Raw genomic sequence first — 20,376 nt, forward strand, 5'->3', positions numbered from 1 at the left:
AGATGCGGGCAGTTGATATTATTCAAAAGAAACGAGATGGACTAGAATTGTCCAGTCAAGAGATTGAATGGCTGATTGAGGGGTATGTAGCTGGAACAGTACCAGATTACCAGATGTCAGCCTTTGCCATGGCTGTTTACTTTAAAGGAATGACTACAAGAGAAATTTCTGATTTGACCATGGCCATGGTAGGTACAGGCCAGCAGTTCGACCTGTCAGCTATTTCAGGGATTAAGGTCGATAAGCATTCGACTGGTGGAGTGGGAGATAAGGTTACCTTAATCTTGGCTCCTCTAGTAGCTAGCTTTGGAGTACCCGTTGCTAAGATGAGCGGTCGAGGCTTGGGACACACGGGCGGTACCATAGACAAGCTCGAGTCTGTCAAGGGCTACCAGGTAGAGCGCAATCAGGAAGATTTCATCAAGCAGGTTCAGGAGATTGGTGTATCCGTCATCGGTCAGTCAGACCAGCTAGTTAAGGCAGACAAGCTTCTCTATGCCCTGCGTGATGTGACCGCTACAGTTGATACCATTCCTTTGATTGCCAGTTCGGTTATGAGCAAGAAAATCGCCGCTGGTGCAGACAGCATCTTACTGGATGTAACCGTCGGTGAAGGTGCCTTTATGAAAAATCTAGAGGATGCCCGTGTCCTAGCCCGTACCATGGTAGACTTGGGTAAGGCTGTCGGACGTAGAACAGTTGCAGTCATTACGGATATGAGTCAGCCTTTAGGTACTAGCATTGGCAATCGTTTGGAAATCCTAGAAGCGCTGGAAATCCTTCAAGGACAAGGACGCGAAGACATTACGGACTTTATCTGCGAGCTCGCTCGGATTATGCTTGATTTGGCTAATATTGAGAAGTCAGTTTCTGAAATTAGAGAGCATCTGACAAATGGAGCGGCTTTGAAAAAATTTGAAGAGATGATTGCGGCTCAAGGTGGAGATCTAGAGGACTTGTATCGACCATCCCAAGCGGCATATGTGGCTGAAGTGAGAGCAGAGCAATCTGGCTTTATCACAGAGCTTCCAGCTATGGAATTTGGCTTGTTTGCGATGAGATTAGGAGCAGGCCGAGCGGTCAAATCTGATAAACTAGATTATGAAACTGGTATCGTGTTTGAAAAAAAGGTTGGCGAAACAGTCGAAATTGGGGAAATTGTTGCAAAAATTTACGCAAATGAAAAAATTTCTCAAGAACTAGTTACAGAATTCCAAAAAAATGTTAGAATAGGTAGTGAAAGCGTTGCAGTAAGCGAGATTGTCGAAGTGATCGCTTAATTCTAGGAGAATCCAACATGAAATTAAACAAATACATTGACCATACGCTTTTGAAACCTGATGCAAGTCAGGAGCAGATTGAAACCTTGATTGAGGAAGCAAAGAAATACGACTTTGCGAGCGTCTGTGTCAATCCGACTTGGGTGAGTTTTGCTGCGCAAGTATTGAAAGGGACAGATGTTAAAGTCTGTACGGTCATTAGTTTTCCTCTGGGAGCAAATACTCCGGAGCTCAAAGCTTTTGAAACGAGTGATGCCATCCAAAACGGAGCGGATGAAGTCGACATGGTCATCAATATCGGTGCTCTAAAGTCTCGAAACTTTGATTTAGTTGAAAGAGACATTCGAGCTGTTGTGGAAGCTGCCAAAGGAACCTTGGTCAAGGTCATTATTGAGACCTGTCTCTTGACAGATGATGAGAAAGTGAAAGCTTGTCAAATTGCTCAGAAAGCTGGTGCGGATTTTGTCAAGACATCTACTGGCTTCTCAACTGGTGGTGCAACCGTTGAGGACGTAGCTTTGATGCGTAAGACAGTTGGGCCAGATATGGAAGTCAAGGCTTCTGGTGGTGCCCGTTCTTACGAAGATGCACTTGCCTTTATCAAAGCTGGTGCGACTCGCATTGGAGCATCCTCTGGTGTAGCGATTATGGAGGGAGACGTGGCTAATGGCGACTACTGATTTGATTGATTTAGTTGTAGAAACCACGAAGAATGCCTATGTTCCATACTCTCATTTCCCTGTCGGAGCTGTTTTAGTAGCTAAAAATGGACAAGTTTTCACAGGTGTCAATATCGAAAATGCTAGTTTCGGCTTGACCAATTGTGCAGAGCGAACAGCCATTTTTAAAGCTGTTTCTGAAGGCTTTTTAGACTTTGAGGAATTAATTGTTTACGGAGAAACGGAAAAACCGATCTCTCCGTGTGGTGCCTGCCGCCAAGTAATGGCAGAGTTTTTTAATCAGGATTTACCAGTGACCTTGGTCGCTAAAGATAAATCGACGGTCGTGATGACGGTCAAGGAGTTACTTCCATACTCTTTTACAGACTTAACTTGAGTCTGTTGCTGGTCAACTGACCAAAATTAAACTTGCAACTAAGTTGCACATCTTATATAGGAGGTTCAGAAATGAACAAGAAACAATGGCTAGGTCTTGGTCTAGTGTCTGTCGCAGCAATCGGACTTGCTGCATGTGGGAATCGTGCGTCTAAATCAGATAGCTCTAACGCTAAAACTGATTTAAAAGCTGCTATCGTAACCGATACAGGTGGTGTTGATGATAAGTCATTTAACCAATCTGCATGGGAAGGTTTGCAAGCTTGGGGGAAAGAAAATGGCCTTTCAAAAGATAACGGCTATACTTACTTCCAATCAACAGACGAGTCACAATATGCGAACAACCTAAACCAAGCTGCTACGGATGGTTACAACTTAGTATTTGGTATCGGTTTTGCCCTTCGTGATGCCGTTGAATCTGCTGCTAAAGATAATTCAAGTATTAACTACGTTATTATTGACGATGTGATTGAAGGTCAAAAGAATGTTGCTTCAGCAGTCTTTGCGGATAATGAAGCAGCTTACCTTGCTGGTGTTGCAGCTGCAAAAACTACTAAGACAAAACAAGTTGGTTTCATTGGTGGTATAGAAGGAACAGTTATCACACGTTTTGAAAAAGGTTTCGAAGCTGGTGTGAAATCAGTTGACCCATCTATCAAGATTAAAGTGGACTATGCTGGTTCATTCGGCGATGCAGCTAAAGGTAAAACAATTGCTGCTGCTCACTATGCTGGTGGTGCGGATGTTGTTTACCAAGTAGCTGGTGGTACTGGTGCTGGAGTATTTAACGAAGCTAAGTCAATCAACGAAACAAGAAATGAAAATGAAAAAGTTTGGGTACTTGGTGTTGACCGTGACCAAACTGAAGAAGGTAAATACAAATCTAAAGATGGTAAAGAATCTAACTTTGTTTTGGCATCAAGCTTGAAACAAGTTGGTAAGACTGTCCAAGACATTGCTAACCAAACTGCTAAAGGTAAATTCCCAGGTGGTAAAACTACAACCTTTGGTTTGAAAGACGGTGGTGTTGATTTGACAACAACCAACCTTTCTGAAGATGCTAAAAAAGCTGTTGAAGAAGCGAAAGCTAAAATCCTTGACGGTAGCATTACAGTTCCTGATAAATAATTGAATGTTGAGCGATCCGACCTACTAGGGTCGCTCATTTTTAAATTCTGACGCCTTTGCATCGGTTAAGCCTACTAGGATAGGAGTCCGAGGAGGTTATATCGACATAAAATGAAATTCTGGAAAGGAAAGAGCCATGACACATGAAAATGTCATTGAAATGCGAGAAATTACCAAGATTTTTGGTGAATTTGTGGCCAATGATAAAATCAATCTGGAACTCCGAAAAGGTGAAATTCACGCTCTTTTAGGAGAAAATGGTGCCGGGAAGTCAACCTTGATGAATATGTTGGCCGGCCTACTTGAGCCGACTAGTGGTGAGATTGTAGTAAACGGAAAGCCAGTTAAGCTGGACTCTCCATCAAAGGCGGCCTCACTTGGTATCGGGATGGTGCATCAGCACTTTATGCTTGTGGAAGCCTTCACTGTTGCTGAAAATATTATTCTTGGAAGTGAGATTACAAAAAATGGTATCTTAGACTTGAAACGCGCTACGCAAGAAATTAAGCGTTTGTCTAAGAAATATGGTTTGTCGGTCGATCCATCTGCCAAGATTGAAGACATTTCCGTCGGAGCACAACAACGGGTTGAAATTCTGAAGACCCTTTACCGTGGTGCAGATATCCTAATCTTTGACGAACCAACAGCTGTTTTGACACCATCTGAGATTGATGAATTGATGAAAATCATGAAAAACTTAGTCAAGGAAGGTAAGTCTATCATTCTTATTACCCATAAGTTGGATGAGATTCGTGCAGTTTCTGACCGAGTGACCGTTATTCGTCGAGGAAAATCGATTGAAACCGTTGAAATTGCTGGTGCAACCAACCAAGATTTGGCAGAAATGATGGTAGGACGTGCCGTTTCCTTTAAGACGGAGAAGAAACCTTCTAATCCTCAAGAAACGGTTCTTTCAATCAAGAATCTTGTCGTTGAAGAAAATCGCGGCGTTCCAGCTGTTAAGGGACTTTCACTGGATGTTCGTGCTGGTGAGATTGTTGGGATTGCAGGAATTGACGGAAATGGTCAGACTGAGTTGATTCAAGCTATTACAGGACTTAGAAAAGCAAGCTCGGGTGAAATTTTGATCAAGAACCAGTCCGTGATTGGTAAGAAACCACGTCAGATTACTGAGATGAAGGTCAGCCACGTTCCTGAAGATCGTCATCGCGATGGTTTGGTGCTGCAGATGTCCATTTCTGAAAATATTGCTTTGCAGACTTACTACAAAGAGCCGCTCAGCAAAAACGGCATCTTGAACTACAATAATATTTACTCTTACGCGTGCAATCTGATGAAAGAGTTTGACGTGCGGGCAGCTAGCGAGTATGTACCTGCTTCAGCCCTCTCAGGAGGAAACCAGCAGAAGGCTATCATTGCTCGGGAAGTGGATCGTGATCCAGACTTGCTGATTGTCAGTCAGCCAACCCGCGGTCTTGATGTCGGAGCAATTGAGTATATCCATAAACGCTTGATTGAGGAGCGTACTCAGGGCAAGGCAGTACTTGTTGTTAGCTTTGAGCTAGATGAAATACTCAATCTTTCTGACAGAATCGCCGTTATCCATGATGGCAAGATTCAAGGAATTGTGACTCCAGAGAAAACCAATAAGCAAGAACTTGGTATTCTCATGGCTGGTGGTAAGATTTAGAAGGGAGATTCAAATGTCTAAAAAAACACAGCAGATCGCAGTTCCCTTAATCTCAGTTCTTTTAGGGATTTTATTGGGAGCGATTGTCATGGCTATCTTTGGCTATGATGCCATCTGGGGATATGAATCCCTCTTTAAAACGGCATTCGGTTCTTTGAGAAGTTTGGGTGAAATTTCTCGGGCGATGGGACCTCTAGTTCTCATTGGTCTGGGTTTTGCCGTTGCTAGTCGGGCTGGATTTTTCAATGTCGGACTTCCGGGCCAAGCCTTGGCTGGTTGGATTTTGGCTGGTTGGTTTGCCCTTTCCTTCCCTGACCTACCCCGCCCACTGATGTTGCTAGCAACTGTAGTGATTGCAGCAGTAGCTGGTGGGATTATTGGTGCTATTCCAGGGGTTCTGCGTGCCTATTTAGGAACAAGTGAAGTCATCGTTACGATTATGATGAACTATATCGTCCTCTTCGTTGGAAATGCTTTTATCCGCAGCTTTCCAAAATCTGTGATGCAGAGTGTTGACTCTAGTAAGCGTGTTGGTGCCAATGCGATTTATCAAACAGAATGGCTGAGAAGTTTGACAGCTAACTCTCGGATGAATATTGGTATTTTCTTTGCTTTGATTGCAGTTGTGCTGATCTGGTATATGCTGAAGAAAACAACGCTTGGCTTTGAGATCCGTGCTGTTGGTCTTAACCCAAATGCAGCTGAATACGCAGGGATGTCCTCTAAACGGACTATTATCTTGTCCATGATTATTTCTGGAGCCCTTGCAGGACTTGGAGGAGTAGTAGAAGGACTAGGTACTTATCAGAATGTCTTTGTACAAGGAAGTTCCTTGAGTGTTGGTTTCAATGGTATGGCAGTCAGTCTTTTGGCAGCCAATTCTCCAATTGGAATTCTCTTTGCAGCCTTCCTCTTTGCAGTTTTAAGTGTTGGTGCGCCAGGTATGAACGTGGCTCAGATTCCGACAGAATTAGTCAATATCGTGACAGCTTCGATTATCTTCTTTGTCAGCGCCCATTACTTGATTGAGCGTCTGACTGGTAAGACAGTTTTTGAATTATTTAAAAACCGTAAGCAAGAAGCTGGTAAAGTGAAAGGGGGAAACTAGGATGAGTATTGTAACGATATTAGGTTTATTAGTATCATCTATGCTGATTTATGCGGCTCCCTTGATTTTCACAAGTATCGGTGGAGCTTATTCGGAGCATGCCGGAGTCGTCAATGTCGGCTTGGAAGGGATCATGGTAATGGGAGCATTTACAGGCGTTCTCTTTAATCTGACTTTCGAAAGTAGTTTTGGCAGCTTGACTCCGTGGCTCTCCTTGATTGCTGCTGGCTTAGTCGGAGTGCTCTTCTCCCTTATCCATGCTGTAGCAACTATTAACTTCCGCGCGGATCACGTTGTTAGTGGTACGGTTTTAAACTTATTAGCACCAGCCTTGGCAGTCTTCCTTGTTAAAGCTATCTACAACAAGGGGCAAACAGACAATATTCAGCGTTCATTTGGTAAATTTAATTTTCCTATTTTGTCTGATATTCCCGTCATAGGAGATATATTCTTCAAACATACAAGTCTGATGGGATATTTGGCCATCGCCTTCTCTTTCCTTGCTTGGTTTATTATGTTTAAGACAAAATTCGGATTGCGCCTTCGCTCAGTTGGAGAACATCCGCAGGCAGCAGATACACTAGGAATCAATGTTTATCTCATGCGATACTGTGGTGTTATGATTTCTGGTTTGCTCGGCGGTATTGGAGGGGCTATCTATGCTCAGTCAATCTCCGTTAACTTTGCTGTGACAACTATCATAGGTCCAGGATTTATCGCCTTGGCAGCTATGATCTTTGGTAAATGGAGTCCTATCGGTGCTATGTTGGCAAGTCTCTTCTTTGGAGCTTCTCAAAGTTTAGCCGTTATTGGAAATCAGTTGCCTCTTCTTTCAAATGTGCCAACGGTTTATCTACAGATTGCGCCATACGTTTTGACGATTGTGGTTCTTGCAGCCTTCTTCGGTAAAGCTGTTGCTCCGAAAGCAGACGGTATCAACTATATCAAGTCTAAATAGCCTTTTACACCAGTTCTTTGGAACTGGTTTTTTTGTGATTGGAAAAAGTTGCTATCGGAAATAGAAAAAGCCTGCTTCGTCTGAAGCAAGCTTTATGAGATTAATTTGTAGCGATTTCGTTTAATAAATCTTCTGCAGTAGTAGTTGGGTTCACTCGAACACGATTGAGTGAGAGTAATCCATTAGACAGGGAAGCCAGGCCGTTATTGGTCGTTAATCCCATCTTATAGCCCAGACTTTCAGCGATCTGCAAGGTCGCATCACTATAGCGGCCAGATGGATAGGCAACAGTCGTCGTCTTCTGTGATAGATTGTCATCTAAAAAGGCTTTAGAATCGCGTAGTTCAAGGGTTTGTTGATCAGCAGTAGCAGTTGATAGATCAGGGTGGTTGACGGTATGGTCTTCAAAGGACATCCCCTTTTCCTTCATTTCTTTGATCTCATCTAGCGTCAGCATATCTTCACGGCCAGCTTGGACAAATCCAGTAATGACATTGTTGGTTGCCTTCATCTGGTACTTTTGAAGTAGCGGGAAGGCATTGGTGTAAAAGTCTTTCAAACTATCATCAAAGGTCAGCCAGACTACTTTTTTATTTTCAGGAAGGACATTCTCTGTCAAAGCTTTGTAAGCTTCGTCTGGGGTTAAAGTATAATAACCGGCCTCTTTCAGAGCCTGCAAATGACTTTCAAAAGTAGTTGGATCTACAATCAAACCAGCATTGGCTGCCTCAGAGGGATCCATTACATGGATCGCATGGTACATCAAGATTGGGATCTTAACCGGCTCGTCTTGTTTTACCCACTTGATTTTTGAAGCTTCTTCATTTTTTGAGGTAGAGTCTGGCTTGGAGGTGGATTGCACAGTTTGGTTGCCCGCAGAGGATTGTTTGCTAGGAGAGAACTGAGTCTTCCAAAGATAAATTCCGCCTACGATTAGGGCAAGGAGCAAGAAAAGATTGATAATAGAAAAAAGGAATGCCTTTTTCTTAGCTTTATGTCTTTGCATGCGTCTTCCAATATGTTTATCTGTCATGGTATCTCCTTCTAATCTCATGAGTTTAAAATTTTTATTTACATTATAACAAATATACAAATAGATTTGTAGGCATTTCTATATATTTTTGTTATAATGTTTTTTATATAAGAAATATTCAAGGAGTTCCTCATGTCTATTAAAATTGCTTTACTTGGTTTTGGAACAGTTGCCAGTGGTGTTCCTTTCTTGTTGAAAGAAAATGGAGAAAAGATTGTTCAGGCTGCTCATTCTGAGATTGAAGTTGCTAAAGTCTTGGTCAAGGATGATGCTGAAAAAGAGCGTCTTTTGGCAGCTGGAAATGATTACAATTTTGTAACTAATGTAGATGAAATCTTAAATGACGGCGAAATTGCGATTGTAGTGGAGCTGATGGGACGTATTGAACCAGCTAAAACCTTTATCACACGTGCACTTGAAACAGGTAAGCATGTGGTGACAGCCAACAAAGACTTGCTGGCAGTTCATGGTTCTGAATTGTTAGACATTGCTAAGAAAAATGGCGTTGCCCTTTACTATGAAGCTGCTGTTGCAGGCGGTATCCCTATTTTACGTACCTTGGTCAATTCATTGGCATCTGACAAGATTACTCGCGTTTTGGGCGTGGTCAATGGAACGTCTAACTTCATGATGACCAAGATGGTAGAAGAAGGTTGGTCTTATGAGGATGCTCTTGCGGAAGCGCAACGTTTAGGATTTGCTGAGAGCGATCCAACTAACGACGTTGATGGAATTGACGCAGCCTATAAAATGGTTATCCTCAGCCAATTTGCTTTCGGTATGAACATCAAGTTTGAAGACGTCAGCCACCAAGGTATTCGCAACATCACGCCTGAAGACGTCGCTGTTGCTCAAGATTTGGGCTATGTAGTGAAATTAGTTGGCTCAATTGAGGAAACACCATCAGGAATCGCTGCGGAAGTGACACCGACTTTCTTGCCAAAAGCGCATCCACTAGCTAGTGTAAACGGCGTAATGAATGCGGTCTTTGTCGAGTCAATCGGTATTGGAGAATCCATGTATTATGGTCCAGGGGCAGGCCAAAAACCAACTGCGACCAGTGTCGTTGCAGATATCGTCCGCATCGTCCGTCGATTAAATGAAGGCACGATCGGCAAAGCCTTCAATGAATTTAGTCGCGAGCTTGTCTTGGCTAAGCCTGAGGATGTCAAGAGCAGCTATTATTTCTCTATCTTGGCTCCAGATGCCAAAGGTCAAGTTTTGCATCTGGCTGAAATCTTCAATGCTGAAGAAGTTTCCTTCAAGCAAATTCTGCAAGAAGGTACGGATGGTGAAACTGCTCGTGTAGTCATCATCACGCATGCTGTTAGCAAGACTCAGCTTGAAAATGTAGTGGCCAAGCTCCGTGAGGTACCAGAGTTCGAATTGCTCAATACCTTTAAAGTATTAGGAGAATAAGATGAAAATTATTGTACCAGCAACCAGTGCCAATATCGGGCCTGGTTTTGACTCAGTTGGTGTCGCAGTCTCCAAATATCTAGAAATCGAAGTCTTGGAAGAAAGTCAGGAGTGGGTCATTGAGCATGACCTCAATCCTCGAATTCCAACTGATAAACGGAATTTACTAATCAAAATTGCCCTGCAATTAGCCCCGGACCTTCAGCCACATCGCTTAAAAATGACCAGCGACGTTCCTTTGGCGCGTGGTCTCGGCTCTTCTAGCTCCGTTATCGTGGCAGGGATTGAACTGGCTAATCAGTTGGCAAATCTGAACTTATCGGATCATGAAAAGTTGAAAATTGCGACAAAAATCGAAGGCCATCCGGACAATGTCGCACCAGCGATTTATGGAAATCTAGTGATTGCAAGCTCTTTCCAAAATCAAGTTTCAGCTGTTGTGTCAGATTTCCCAGAGGTCAGCTTTATCGCTTTTATTCCAGATTATGAGTTGAGAACAGTTGAAAGCCGCCGTGTCTTGCCTAATCGCCTTTCATACAAGGAAGCTGTTGCGGCAAGCTCTGTAGCCAATGTCGCTGTTGCAGCGCTCTTAAATGGCGATATGAAAACAGCTGGTCGTGCCATTGAATCTGATCGTTTCCATGAGAGATATCGCCAACCGCTTATCAAAGAATTTTCTGATATTAAATTCTTAGCCAGAAAACAGGGCTCTTTTGCGACTTATATCTCTGGAGCTGGTCCGACTGTTATGGTTTTATCTCCGAAAGACAAGGCTGAACAGATTTATCAGCAAATCAAGGAACAAGGTTTTGATGGACAAGTCTTCCAGTTGCAAGTAGATACTCAGGGTGTACGTGTAGAAAAATAGAAGAGAGTTTGAGGATGACGAACTTGTGGACGCAGTGTTGGTCTACAATCTTCGTTCTCCTCTTTCTTTTTGTTTTGAAAAAGAATCTTTATTTCCCTCAGTCTATCGTAAATATCATTTAATTTTGATATAATAGAGTGTAATTTGTAAAGAAGAGAGTAAGTCATGCAAAACCTAGAAAAATTTTCTGCGGAATTAGAAGGAATCGACATCCGTTTCAATGAACCTTTGAGTCAATACACTTATACGAAGGTAGGCGGAGCTGCCGATTTCTTAGTTTTTCCACGCAACCGTTATGAATTGGCTCGGATTGTCAAGTTGGCCAATCGTGAAAATATTCCTTGGTTGGTGCTTGGGAATTCAAGCAATATTATCGTTCGAGATGGCGGTATTCGAGGCTTTGTCATCATGTTTGACAGTCTAAATAACGTAGCAGTAGATGGCTATACGATTGAGGCAGAGGCTGGTGCAAATCTAACTCAGACCACTCGTATTGCCCTGCATCATAGTTTGACTGGCTTTGAATTTGCCTGTGGCATCCCGGGTAGTGTCGGCGGTGCTGTCTTTATGAATGCTGGCGCTTATGGCGGAGAAATTACTCATGTGCTCGTTTCCTGCAAGGTCTTGACACCTGAAGGGGAAATCAAGACCTTAGATGCGCGTGATATGCGCTTTGGCTATCGTCATTCACTTATTCAAGAAACTGGCGACATCGTCATTTCAGCTAAGTTCGGTCTGGCACCAGGTGTCCACCAAAACATTCGTCAGGAAATGGAACGTCTGACCTATCTGCGTGAACTCAAGCAGCCTTTGGAATATCCATCATGTGGGTCGGTCTTTAAGCGTCCTCTGGGACATTTTGCTGGCCAGCTAATCAGTGAGGCTGGTCTAAAAGGCTATCGAATCGGTGGTGTAGAGGTTTCAGAAAAGCATGCTGGTTTCATGATTAATGTCGATCATGGTACAGCTAGCGATTATGAAGAGTTGATTGCTCATGTCATTAAAACAGTCGAGGAGCATTCAGGTGTCACTCTGGAACGAGAAGTTCGAATTATTGGAGAAGCATAAGAGTCCAATATGTAATTATCTGATTGCTTTTCTAAGATTTGTCTAAGTCTTTGGGATAGCCCATATCCATGTGTCATTAGTAAAGGGGGTGAAAGCCTATCGATATCGCAAGTATGCAGGGCCATAGTAGCCCTCGAGAGGTTCTTTTGGTCTGACAGAACCAAAAATCTGTTAATACATGGAAAAGAAGGAATTTATGCCAATTGAAAAAACCAATTATTGAGTTCAAAAACGTTTCGAAGGTTTTTGAAGACAGTAACACCGTCGTTCTCAAAGATATTAACTTTGAATTAGAAGAAGGAAAATTTTATACGCTTCTAGGAGCTTCTGGCTCTGGGAAGTCAACCATCCTCAATATTATTGCAGGACTGCTAGATGCGACAACGGGAGACATCTTTTTGGATGGTGTTCGCATCAATGACATTCCTACTAATAAGCGGGATATTCACACCGTATTTCAGTCCTACGCCCTTTTCCCGCATATGAATGTTTTTGAGAATGTAGCCTTTCCGTTGCGGTTGCGGAAGGTAGACAAAAAAGAAATTGAAGAACGGGTTACTGAAGTTCTGAAAATGGTGCAGCTGGAAGGATATGAGCGCCGTTCAATTCGGAGACTTTCAGGCGGTCAACGCCAGCGGGTAGCCATTGCTCGTGCCATCATCAATCGGCCACGGGTTGTCCTACTTGACGAGCCTCTTTCTGCGCTAGATTTGAAGTTGCGGACGGATATGCAATATGAGCTCCGTGAACTCCAACAGCGCCTCGGGATCACTTTCGTCTTTGTCACCCACGACCAGGAAGAAGCCCTAGCTATGAGTGACTGGATTTTTGTCATGAATGAAGGGGAAATTGTCCAGTCAGGAACGCCAGTGGACATCTATGATGAGCCGATTAACCACTTTGTTGCAACCTTTATCGGAGAATCGAATATCCTGCCGGGTAAGATGATTGAAGACTACTTGGTCGAGTTCAATGGCAAGCGCTTTGAAGCGGTTGACGGAGGAATGCGACCAAACGAATCCGTTGAAGTGGTGATTCGTCCAGAGGATTTGAGGATTACGCTTCCTGAAGAAGGAAAACTGCAAGTAAAAGTAGATACCCAGCTCTTCCGCGGGGTTCATTATGAAATTATCGCCTATGATGAGCTCGGCAATGAATGGATGATTCACTCGACTCGCAAGGCCATCGTTGGAGAAGAAATCGGTCTGGACTTTGAGCCAGAGGATATCCATATCATGCGCCTCAATGAAACCGAAGAAGAATTCGATGCTCGGATTGAAGAATACGTAGAAATCGAAGAACAAGAAGCAGGGCTGATCAATGCCATTGAGGAGGAAAGAGATGAAGAAAACAACCTCTAACCTTTTTATGGTTCCCTATTTCCTTTGGATTCTGCTCTTTGTCCTAGCTCCAGTGATGATGATTGTCTGGAAATCATTCTTTAATATCGAAGGTCAGTTCACGCTGGAAAACTATCGGATTTATTTCACATCGCAGAATTTAACCTATCTGAAAATGAGCTTTAACTCGTTATTTTACGCAGGCATCATCACCTTGGTGACCTTGCTCATTTCCTATCCGACTGCTTATTTTTTGACCCAGCTCAAGCATCGCCAGCTCTGGCTCATGCTGATTGTCCTGCCGACTTGGATCAATCTTTTGCTTAAGGCTTACGCCTTTATCGGTATTTTTGGGCAAAACGGCTCGGTAAATGAATTTCTGACCTTTGTCGGTATCGGTCCCAAGCAGATTCTTTTCACTGACTTTTCTTTTATCTTTGTTGCCAGCTACATTGAGCTGCCCTTTATGATTCTGCCCATTTTCAACGTCTTGGATGATTTAGATCCCAATCTCATCAATGCCAGCTATGACTTGGGTGCCAATCGTTGGCAGACTTTCCGCAATGTCGTCTTTCCGCTTTCAATGAATGGCGTGAGAAGTGGCGTGCAGTCTGTCTTCATTCCTAGTCTCAGCCTCTTCATGCTGACGCGTTTGATCGGTGGAAATCGTGTCATTACGCTGGGTACGGCTATTGAGCAGCATTTCTTGACAACGCAAAACTGGGGAATGGGCTCAACCATCGGAGTGGTTCTGATTATTGCCATGCTCTTCACCATGTGGGCAACCAAGGAAAGGAGAGAACGATGAAAAAATTTGCTAATCTCTATTTAGCGATCGTGTTTCTAATCCTTTATCTTCCGATTTTTTACTTGATTGCCTATGCTTTCAATGCTGGCGATGATATGAATAAATTTACTGGATTTGATCTGGTTCATTTTCAAAAGTTATTTGAAGATTCACGCTTGATTTTAATTTTGGCGCAGACTTTCTTCTTAGCCTTTCTTTCTTCCCTCATTGCTACGATTATCGGAACTTTTGGTGCTATTTATATTTACCAAGCCCGCAAAAAATATCAGGATGCTTTCTTATCCATCAATAATATTTTGATGGTGGCGCCTGACGTTATGATTGGAGCAAGCTTCCTGATTCTCTTTACCACGGCTAAATTCCAATTGGGCTTTGTGTCCGTTTTGGCCAGCCACGTTGCTTTTTCAATTCCCATCGTTGTGCTGATGATTTTGCCAAGGCTGAAAGAAATGAATGATGACATGATTAAAGCTGCTTATGATTTGGGAGCTAGTCAAGTCCAGATGCTCAAGGAAATCATGCTGCCTTATCTGACGCCAGCGATCATTGCCGGTTATTTTATGGCTTTCACCTACTCACTGGATGACTTTGCTGTGACCTTCTTTGTGACAGGAAATGGCTTCTCGACTCTTTCGGTAGAAATTTATTCCCGTGCACGGCAAGGAATTTCCTTAGAAATCAATGCCCTGTCTGCTCTGGTCTTTCTCTTTAGTATCGTTTTAGTCATTGGCTATTACTTTATCACGCGTGAGAAGGAGGAAGCAGCATGAAAAAACTCTATTCGTTTTTAGCAGGGATTATTGCGATTATCCTGATCTTGTGGGGAATTAGCTATCGGATTGAGAGTAAAGCTAATAGCAAGGGCAGTGATAAATTGGTTGTCTATAACTGGGGAGATTACATCGATCCAGACTTGCTGACTGAGTTTACCAAGGAAACAGGTGTGCAGGTCCAGTACGAAACTTTCGACTCCAACGAAGCTATGTACACGAAAATCAAACAGGGTGGAACAACCTACGATATTGCCATCCCGAGTGAGTACATGATTGCCAAGATGATGAAGGAAAACTTGGTGGAAAAATTGGATCATAGCCAGATCAAAGGCTTAGAAAATATTGGTTCAGACTTTTTGGATCAGCCATTTGATCCAGGAAATCAGTATTCCATTCCTTATTTCTGGGGAACGCTAGGCATTGTTTACAATACTAAAATGGTCGAGCACGCGCCTGAGCACTGGAACGATCTCTGGAAGCCAGAATACAGAAACTCCATCATGATGATTGACGGAGCCCGCGAAGTCATGGGGATTGGTCTGAACTCGAATGGTCATAGTCTTAATTCTAAAGATGCTGACCAGTTGCAGGAGGCTGTTGATAAGCTTTATACTCTGACGCCCAATATCAAAGCCATCGTCGCTGATGAGATGAAGGGCTACATGATTCAGAATAACGCGGCTATCGGCGTTACCTTCTCTGGTGAAGCTCGTCAAATGCTGGAAGCCAACGAAGATCTGCGCTATGTCGTGCCTACAGAAGCCAGCAACCTTTGGTTTGACAATATCGTTATTCCAAAGACAGTCAAAAATAAAAAAGCTGCCTATCAGTTTATCAATTTCATGTTGAGACCGGAAAATGCTTATAAGAATGCGCTCTATGTTGGCTATTCAACGCCAAACCTTCCTGCCAAGGCCCTGCTGCCAGAAGAAGTACAGGAAGACGAGGCTTTCTATCCAACCGAAGAAACCATGAAGCATCTGGAAGTCTATCAGCAATTAGGACCAAAATGGCTCGGAACATACAATGACCTCTATCTTCAAGTCAAAATGTATCGCAAATAGCCAAAGAAACCTGAATTTATTCAGGTTTTTTTGTATTTTGACTTGTATAATTATTTGAAAAGTAGAAGAGAAAGTAGTAAAATTATATTAACATATGCAATAGAGCTTTATGCTCAATTAAGGAGGAAGTCATTATGTCAGTTTTCTACGTTCCATCAGTCAATTTGATTGGTAAAGGTGTCATTAATGAATTTGGCGGTCATGTCAAAGAGCTGGGCTTCAAGAAAGCTCTCATCGTTACAGACCACTACATTGCATCCAGTGACATTTTACCAAAAGTCATCAAGCCGCTAGAAGCAGAAGGCATTAAATATGTGGTTTTTGAAGGTGTAGACCCAAATCCTTCTTGTAAGAATGTTTATGATGGCTTAGCTACTCTTCAAGAAAATGACTGTGATTTTATCATCAGTGTCGGCGGTGGCTCACCTCAAGATGCTGCTAGCTGTATTTCCATCATGGCAACAAATGGTGGTAAGCCGCAAGATTATGAAGGGCTCCACAAGTCTAAAGAAAAGGGTCTGCCAGTTGTAGCCATCAACACCACGGCAGGGACTTCCGCCGAAATCACTATCAACTATGTTATCACGGACGAAGAACGCAAGGTTAAGATGGTGATGGTTGATAAAAATAGTCTGGCTCTCATCTCTGTCAATGACCCAGAGCTCATGGTTTCCAAACCAGCTAATTTAACAGCAGCAACTGGGATGGATGCTTTGACTCATGCTGTTGAGGCCTTGGTAACTCCTGGTGCTTATGGCGTAACCAAGAAGTTGTCTATTGGTGCTATTGAGTTGATCAAGGAATATTTGCCGCGAGCAGTTGCTAATGGTCATGATATAGAAGCCCGTGAAGCTATGGTCAATGCCATTTTCCTCGGCGGCATGGCCTTTAACAACGCAGGTCTGGGATATGTGCATTCGATGGCTCACCAGCTTGGTGCGGTCTATCATCTGCCTCATGGCGTTTGCTGTGCTATGCTCCTACCAGTAGTTGAGCGTGAAAATGCCAAACGTGTACCAGCAGCCTTTAGAAATGTAGCTAAAGCTTTAGGCTTGCATACCGAAGGCAAGACTGATGAAGAATGTGCAGCATATGCCATTTCGGAAATCGAAACCTTGTCCGAAACGGTCGGTATTCCTAAGAAACTGACCGAGCTTGGCATTGAAGAAAAGGACTTTGACTTTGAATACCTTTCTAAGAATGCTTTGATTGATGCTTGCGCACCTGGCAATCCTTTCATGCCGACTTTGGAAGAAACCATTGCTTTATACAAGGAATTGTTTTAAGCCAAAGGAAAAAGGCTCTACCTCTAAACTTAGTTGATTTATATCAAAAAAAGACAGTTGCTCTCTCTCCTACAACTGTCTTTTTAATTTATGGAAATGGGATGATGTACAGAATTAGTGCCCTAGAATAAACTTAGCAATAGCTGTAGCGACGCCATTTTCTTCATTGCTATCTGTCACATAGTCGGCCAAGCTTTTGACATGGTTGCTAGCATTCCCCATAGCAACGCCCAAGCCAGCAAACTGCAGCATTTCAATATCATTATTCGCATCGCCCAGTGCCATGATTTCCTCAGGATTGATCTCTAGGCGTTGCGCTAGACGCTCTAGGGCAAAGGCTTTGGTAACACCTTTTGGCATCGCCTCGTAGATGACAGGCTGGGAACGGACGCCACTGAATCGTTGGCAGAGTTCTTGAGCGAACTTGGTCTCAAAATCGTCTACCTGTTCTGGATTTCCTAGAAACATAGCTTGAAACATTCGATGCTGACCGCTGCAAGCTTCTTCAAGGCTGATTTCAGTAGGAGTCGTAAAGACGAGGGTCGCATCATCTGTCACAATTTTGCTGGCTTTTTCTCCCACGACGAAGTAATGATCTTCATCAAACAAGGTCAACTGCACTTGGCTCTGCTCTGCCAAACTGTAGAGGTAGCGAATATCATCGGGATTTAATTCTTGCCAGTCAACGACCTGCCAATCGCTAGTCTGATGGATAGCGCAGCCATTGTCTACGATGACATATTCATTTTCATTCTCCAAGCCTAGCTCCTGAAAGTAAGGCTTGACTCCCACGAGCGGTCTGCCTGTACAGAGAACCAGCTTGACTCCAGCTTGGATAGCTTGGTGGATGGCATCAATATGAGCTTGAGGAATCTTTTTTTCCTCAGTCAGCAAAGTTCCGTCCATATCAAGGGCAATTAGTTTAATCATAGTTTTTCTCCAATAGTATTTGTGAATATTATAGCATATTTTCTATTGCTAGGAGAGCAGGAATGGGGAAAGATTGTTTTTTTAATTTTCCTGTCCTTATGGTATAATAAGAAAATCTAGTAAGGAAAAGAGAAGCTATGAAAGCAAAGCGTATTGTATTTAAAGTTGGAACGAGCTCATTGACAAATCCTGACGGGAGTCTGTCGCGGGCGAAGGTGCGGGAAATCACGCATCAATTATCGGTCTTGCATGAAGCCGGACATGAGTTGATTTTGGTATCGTCTGGAGCCATTGCGGCAGGTTTTTCTTCTCTAGGCTTTAAAAAACGCCCAACCAAAGTAGCCGACAAACAGGCTTCGGCTGCTGTTGGTCAGGGGCTTCTCCTAGAGGAGTACACCACCAATCTGCTCTTGAAGAAGATTGTGTCTGCCCAGATCTTGCTGACGCAGGATGATTTTGCGGATAAACGGCGTTACAAAAATGCCCACCAAGCTTTGTCAGTCCTCCTTAATCGCGGTGCCATTCCCATTATCAATGAAAATGACACAGTTTCTATCGAGGAGCTAAAGGTGGGGGACAATGACACGCTGAGTGCTCAGGTGGCAGCCATGGTTCAGGCGGATCTTTTGGTACTTTTGACAGATGTTGATGGGCTTTACACAGCCAACCCAGCTTCAGATCCAACTGCCCAACGTCTTGAAAGAATTGAGGCGATCTCTAGCGATTTGATTGACATGGCAGGCGGTGCGGGCTCCAGCAATGGTACTGGTGGCATGCTGACCAAGATCAAAGCAGCAACTTTAGCGACTATGTCTGGTGTACCAGTTTATATTTGTTCGTCACTTAAAAGCAATGCTTTATTGGAGGCGGCGAGCCAGACTCGAGATGGTAGCTTTTTCACAGCACAGGATAAGGGCTTGAAGACGCAAAAACAGTGGCTAGCTTTCTATGCCAAGAGCCAAGGTGCCATCTTTGTAGATCGGGGGGCGGCACAGGCACTCCGCTACGATGGTAAAAGCCTTCTGGCATCAGGAATTGTTAGGTTAGAGGGGCATTTTTCCTACCAAGATACGGTGACAGTGTACGAAGAGGAGACTGGTGCGATTTTAGGAAAGGGGCGCGTGCGCTTTGGTAAATCGGCTCTCAAGGACATGCTGCGATCTAGCAAACCAAAGGGAGTTGTCATTCATCGTGACGATTGGATTTCTATTACTCCAGAGCTCCAACTGCTTTTTTCTGAATTTTAAGTGGAAATAGGAACTTACTTATTTCCTTTACCCGAACTCTCCAACATTTTCGCCAATAGAAAAAAAGAAATCATTGTATCTTACGAAAGGAGGCGCTATGACCTCAACACAAGAATTATTTGAAATTGTAAAAAAATCAAAAAAATCAATCAACATAGCTACAACTGCTGAGAAAAACAAAGCGTTGGAAGAAATGGCAAAGCAGCTCTGGCTTTCTCGGACCGATATTTTAGCAGCCAATGAACTGGATATGTCAGCGGCTAAAGGTAAAATCTCTGATGTGATGCTGGACCGCCTTTATCTAGATGAGGATCGGATTGCTGGCATGGCAGAGGGCATTCGTCAGCTGATTGACTTGGAGGATCCTGTGGGGCAAGTCTTGGAAAAGACTGAGCTTGAAAACGGCCTCGTCATCAGTAAAAAGCGGGTGGCTATGGGCGTAATTGGTATTATCTACGAAAGCCGGCCCAATGTCACTTCAGACGCTGCGGCTCTTGCGCTAAAGAGTGGCAGTGCAGTAGTTCTCAGAAGTGGCAAGGATGCTTATCAGACAGCACTAGCTATTGTCACAGCTTTGAAAGAAGGCTTGGCTCAGACCAAGATTTCGCCGGATTGTATCCAATTGGTTTCTGATACCAGCCGAGCTTCAGCTCAAGCTATGATGAAGGCCAAGGGCTATCTGGATTTGCTTATTCCTCGTGGAGGTGCCGGGTTGATTCAGGCAGTCGTGGAGAATGCGACTGTGCCGGTTATTGAGACAGGTACTGGAATTGTCCATGTCTATGTAGATAAGGATGCTGATCAAGACAAGGCTTTAGCGATTATTGAAAATGCCAAGACCAGTCGCCCCTCTGTCTGCAATGCCATGGAGGTACTGCTGGTTCATGAAGAGATTGCAGCAGCATTTTTACCACGCTTGCAGAAGATGCTGGTGACAGATCGTAAGGCTACACAAGAAAATTCTGTTGAATTACGTTTGGATGAGAAAGCGGCTCAGTATATCTCGGGCTCGCAAGCTAGACCAGAAGATTTTGACACAGAATTCTTGGACTATATCTTAGCAGTCAAGCTGGTTTCCTCGCTGGAAGAAGCGGTGGAGCATATTGAAGCTCACAGCACCCATCACTCGGATGCCATTGTGACGGAGAATGATGCAGCGGCGGCTTACTTCACAGAGCAGGTGGATAGCGCAGCAGTTTATGTCAATGCCTCAACCCGCTTTACAGATGGCGGTCAATTTGGCCTTGGTTGCGAAATGGGGATTTCCACTCAAAAACTGCATGCCAGAGGTCCTATGGGACTAAAAGAGTTGACCAGCTATAAATATGTCATCCAAGGGACGGGTCAAGTGAGGAAATAA

The 20,376-nt window shown here is 43.6% G+C and carries 19 protein-coding genes; 17 read left to right on the forward strand and 2 right to left on the reverse strand.

Translation table 11 applies throughout. The features are described 5' to 3' along the window. Nucleotides 1-2: 2 nt before the first annotated feature. The 7 genes from HBA50_RS04465 (at nucleotide 3) to HBA50_RS04495 (ending at nucleotide 7,180) form a co-directional block, all read left to right on the forward strand. Nucleotides 3-1,280: a pyrimidine-nucleoside phosphorylase gene (locus HBA50_RS04465; RefSeq protein ID WP_045497042.1), complete on the forward strand. Its 1,278-nt coding sequence runs from the start codon at nucleotides 3-5 to the stop codon at nucleotides 1,278-1,280. A 17-nt stretch (nucleotides 1,281-1,297) separates the two neighbouring features. Beyond that, a complete protein-coding gene (gene deoC / locus HBA50_RS04470) occupies nucleotides 1,298-1,960 on the forward strand; it encodes a deoxyribose-phosphate aldolase (RefSeq protein ID WP_045497045.1) in 663 nt (220 codons plus the stop codon). Then, nucleotides 1,947-2,336, forward strand: a complete 390-nt coding sequence (locus HBA50_RS04475) for a cytidine deaminase (RefSeq protein WP_045497048.1) — start codon at nucleotides 1,947-1,949, stop codon at nucleotides 2,334-2,336. Before deoC ends, HBA50_RS04475 begins: the two co-directional genes overlap by 14 nt. Nucleotides 2,337-2,407: 71 nt before the next feature. After that, nucleotides 2,408-3,463 carry a BMP family lipoprotein gene (locus HBA50_RS04480; RefSeq protein ID WP_005590144.1) on the forward strand — a complete coding sequence of 352 codons (1,056 nt, stop codon included), beginning with the start codon at nucleotides 2,408-2,410 and terminating at the stop codon, nucleotides 3,461-3,463. A gap of 136 nt (nucleotides 3,464-3,599) precedes the next feature. Continuing rightward, entirely contained in the window at nucleotides 3,600-5,114 is a 1,515-nt protein-coding gene (locus HBA50_RS04485) for an ABC transporter ATP-binding protein (RefSeq protein WP_045497051.1), read from the forward strand. A gap of 13 nt (nucleotides 5,115-5,127) precedes the next feature. Then, nucleotides 5,128-6,222, forward strand: coding sequence for an ABC transporter permease (locus HBA50_RS04490; protein WP_045497054.1), 1,095 nt, complete (start codon nucleotides 5,128-5,130; stop codon nucleotides 6,220-6,222). Nucleotide 6,223: 1 nt separating this feature from the next. Beyond that, a complete protein-coding gene (locus tag HBA50_RS04495; RefSeq protein WP_045497057.1) occupies nucleotides 6,224-7,180 on the forward strand; it encodes an ABC transporter permease in 957 nt (318 codons plus the stop codon). Between the two features lie 100 nt (nucleotides 7,181-7,280). Here the strand turns inward: HBA50_RS04495 and HBA50_RS04500 are convergent, their stop codons facing one another. Further along, nucleotides 7,281-8,213: a polysaccharide deacetylase family protein gene (locus HBA50_RS04500; RefSeq protein WP_045497060.1), complete on the reverse strand. Its 933-nt coding sequence runs from the start codon at nucleotides 8,211-8,213 to the stop codon at nucleotides 7,281-7,283. Between the two features lie 132 nt (nucleotides 8,214-8,345). Here HBA50_RS04500 and HBA50_RS04505 point away from each other — a divergent pair, with 132 nt between their 5' ends. The 8 genes from HBA50_RS04505 to HBA50_RS04540 all read left to right on the forward strand — a co-directional run bounded on the left by HBA50_RS04505 (nucleotide 8,346) and on the right by HBA50_RS04540 (nucleotide 16,839). Continuing rightward, nucleotides 8,346-9,632, forward strand: coding sequence for a homoserine dehydrogenase (locus HBA50_RS04505; RefSeq protein ID WP_045497063.1), 1,287 nt, complete (start codon nucleotides 8,346-8,348; stop codon nucleotides 9,630-9,632). 1 nt (nucleotide 9,633) lies between these two features. Then, nucleotides 9,634-10,500, forward strand: coding sequence for a homoserine kinase (thrB, locus tag HBA50_RS04510; RefSeq protein WP_045497066.1), 867 nt, complete (start codon nucleotides 9,634-9,636; stop codon nucleotides 10,498-10,500). 165 nt (nucleotides 10,501-10,665) lie between these two features. After that, complete coding sequence (murB, locus tag HBA50_RS04515) at nucleotides 10,666-11,568, forward strand: UDP-N-acetylmuramate dehydrogenase (protein WP_045497076.1); 903 nt, start codon at nucleotides 10,666-10,668, stop codon at nucleotides 11,566-11,568. A 203-nt stretch (nucleotides 11,569-11,771) separates the two neighbouring features. Beyond that, nucleotides 11,772-12,929, forward strand: coding sequence for an ABC transporter ATP-binding protein (locus HBA50_RS04520; RefSeq protein WP_045497085.1), 1,158 nt, complete (start codon nucleotides 11,772-11,774; stop codon nucleotides 12,927-12,929). Next, the gene (locus HBA50_RS04525; protein ID WP_045497088.1) at nucleotides 12,910-13,716 is read left to right on the forward strand and encodes an ABC transporter permease; all 807 of its coding nucleotides are present in this window, start codon (nucleotides 12,910-12,912) and stop codon (nucleotides 13,714-13,716) included. Before HBA50_RS04520 ends, HBA50_RS04525 begins: the two co-directional genes overlap by 20 nt. Further along, nucleotides 13,713-14,486: an ABC transporter permease gene (locus HBA50_RS04530; RefSeq protein ID WP_005590157.1), complete on the forward strand. Its 774-nt coding sequence runs from the start codon at nucleotides 13,713-13,715 to the stop codon at nucleotides 14,484-14,486. The genes HBA50_RS04525 and HBA50_RS04530 overlap by 4 nt, the downstream gene beginning before the upstream one ends. After that, a complete protein-coding gene (locus HBA50_RS04535; protein ID WP_045497092.1) occupies nucleotides 14,483-15,553 on the forward strand; it encodes an ABC transporter substrate-binding protein in 1,071 nt (356 codons plus the stop codon). The genes HBA50_RS04530 and HBA50_RS04535 overlap by 4 nt, the downstream gene beginning before the upstream one ends. A 134-nt stretch (nucleotides 15,554-15,687) precedes the next feature. Beyond that, entirely contained in the window at nucleotides 15,688-16,839 is a 1,152-nt protein-coding gene (locus HBA50_RS04540; RefSeq protein ID WP_045497094.1) for an iron-containing alcohol dehydrogenase, read from the forward strand. A gap of 114 nt (nucleotides 16,840-16,953) precedes the next feature. Here HBA50_RS04540 and HBA50_RS04545 read toward each other — a convergent pair whose 3' ends face one another. Then, nucleotides 16,954-17,769, reverse strand: coding sequence for a Cof-type HAD-IIB family hydrolase (locus HBA50_RS04545; RefSeq protein ID WP_045497096.1), 816 nt, complete (start codon nucleotides 17,767-17,769; stop codon nucleotides 16,954-16,956). A gap of 137 nt (nucleotides 17,770-17,906) precedes the next feature. On the opposite strand from HBA50_RS04545, the gene proB reads away from it, so the two are divergent. Then, nucleotides 17,907-19,016, forward strand: a complete 1,110-nt coding sequence (gene proB / locus HBA50_RS04550; RefSeq protein ID WP_045497099.1) for a glutamate 5-kinase — start codon at nucleotides 17,907-17,909, stop codon at nucleotides 19,014-19,016. 97 nt (nucleotides 19,017-19,113) lie between these two features. Next, nucleotides 19,114-20,376, forward strand: coding sequence for a glutamate-5-semialdehyde dehydrogenase (locus HBA50_RS04555; RefSeq protein WP_045497102.1), 1,263 nt, complete (start codon nucleotides 19,114-19,116; stop codon nucleotides 20,374-20,376).

Origin of the sequence: Streptococcus cristatus ATCC 51100, from assembly GCF_011612585.1 — a bacterium.
GTDB lineage: Bacteria > Bacillota > Bacilli > Lactobacillales > Streptococcaceae > Streptococcus > Streptococcus cristatus_H.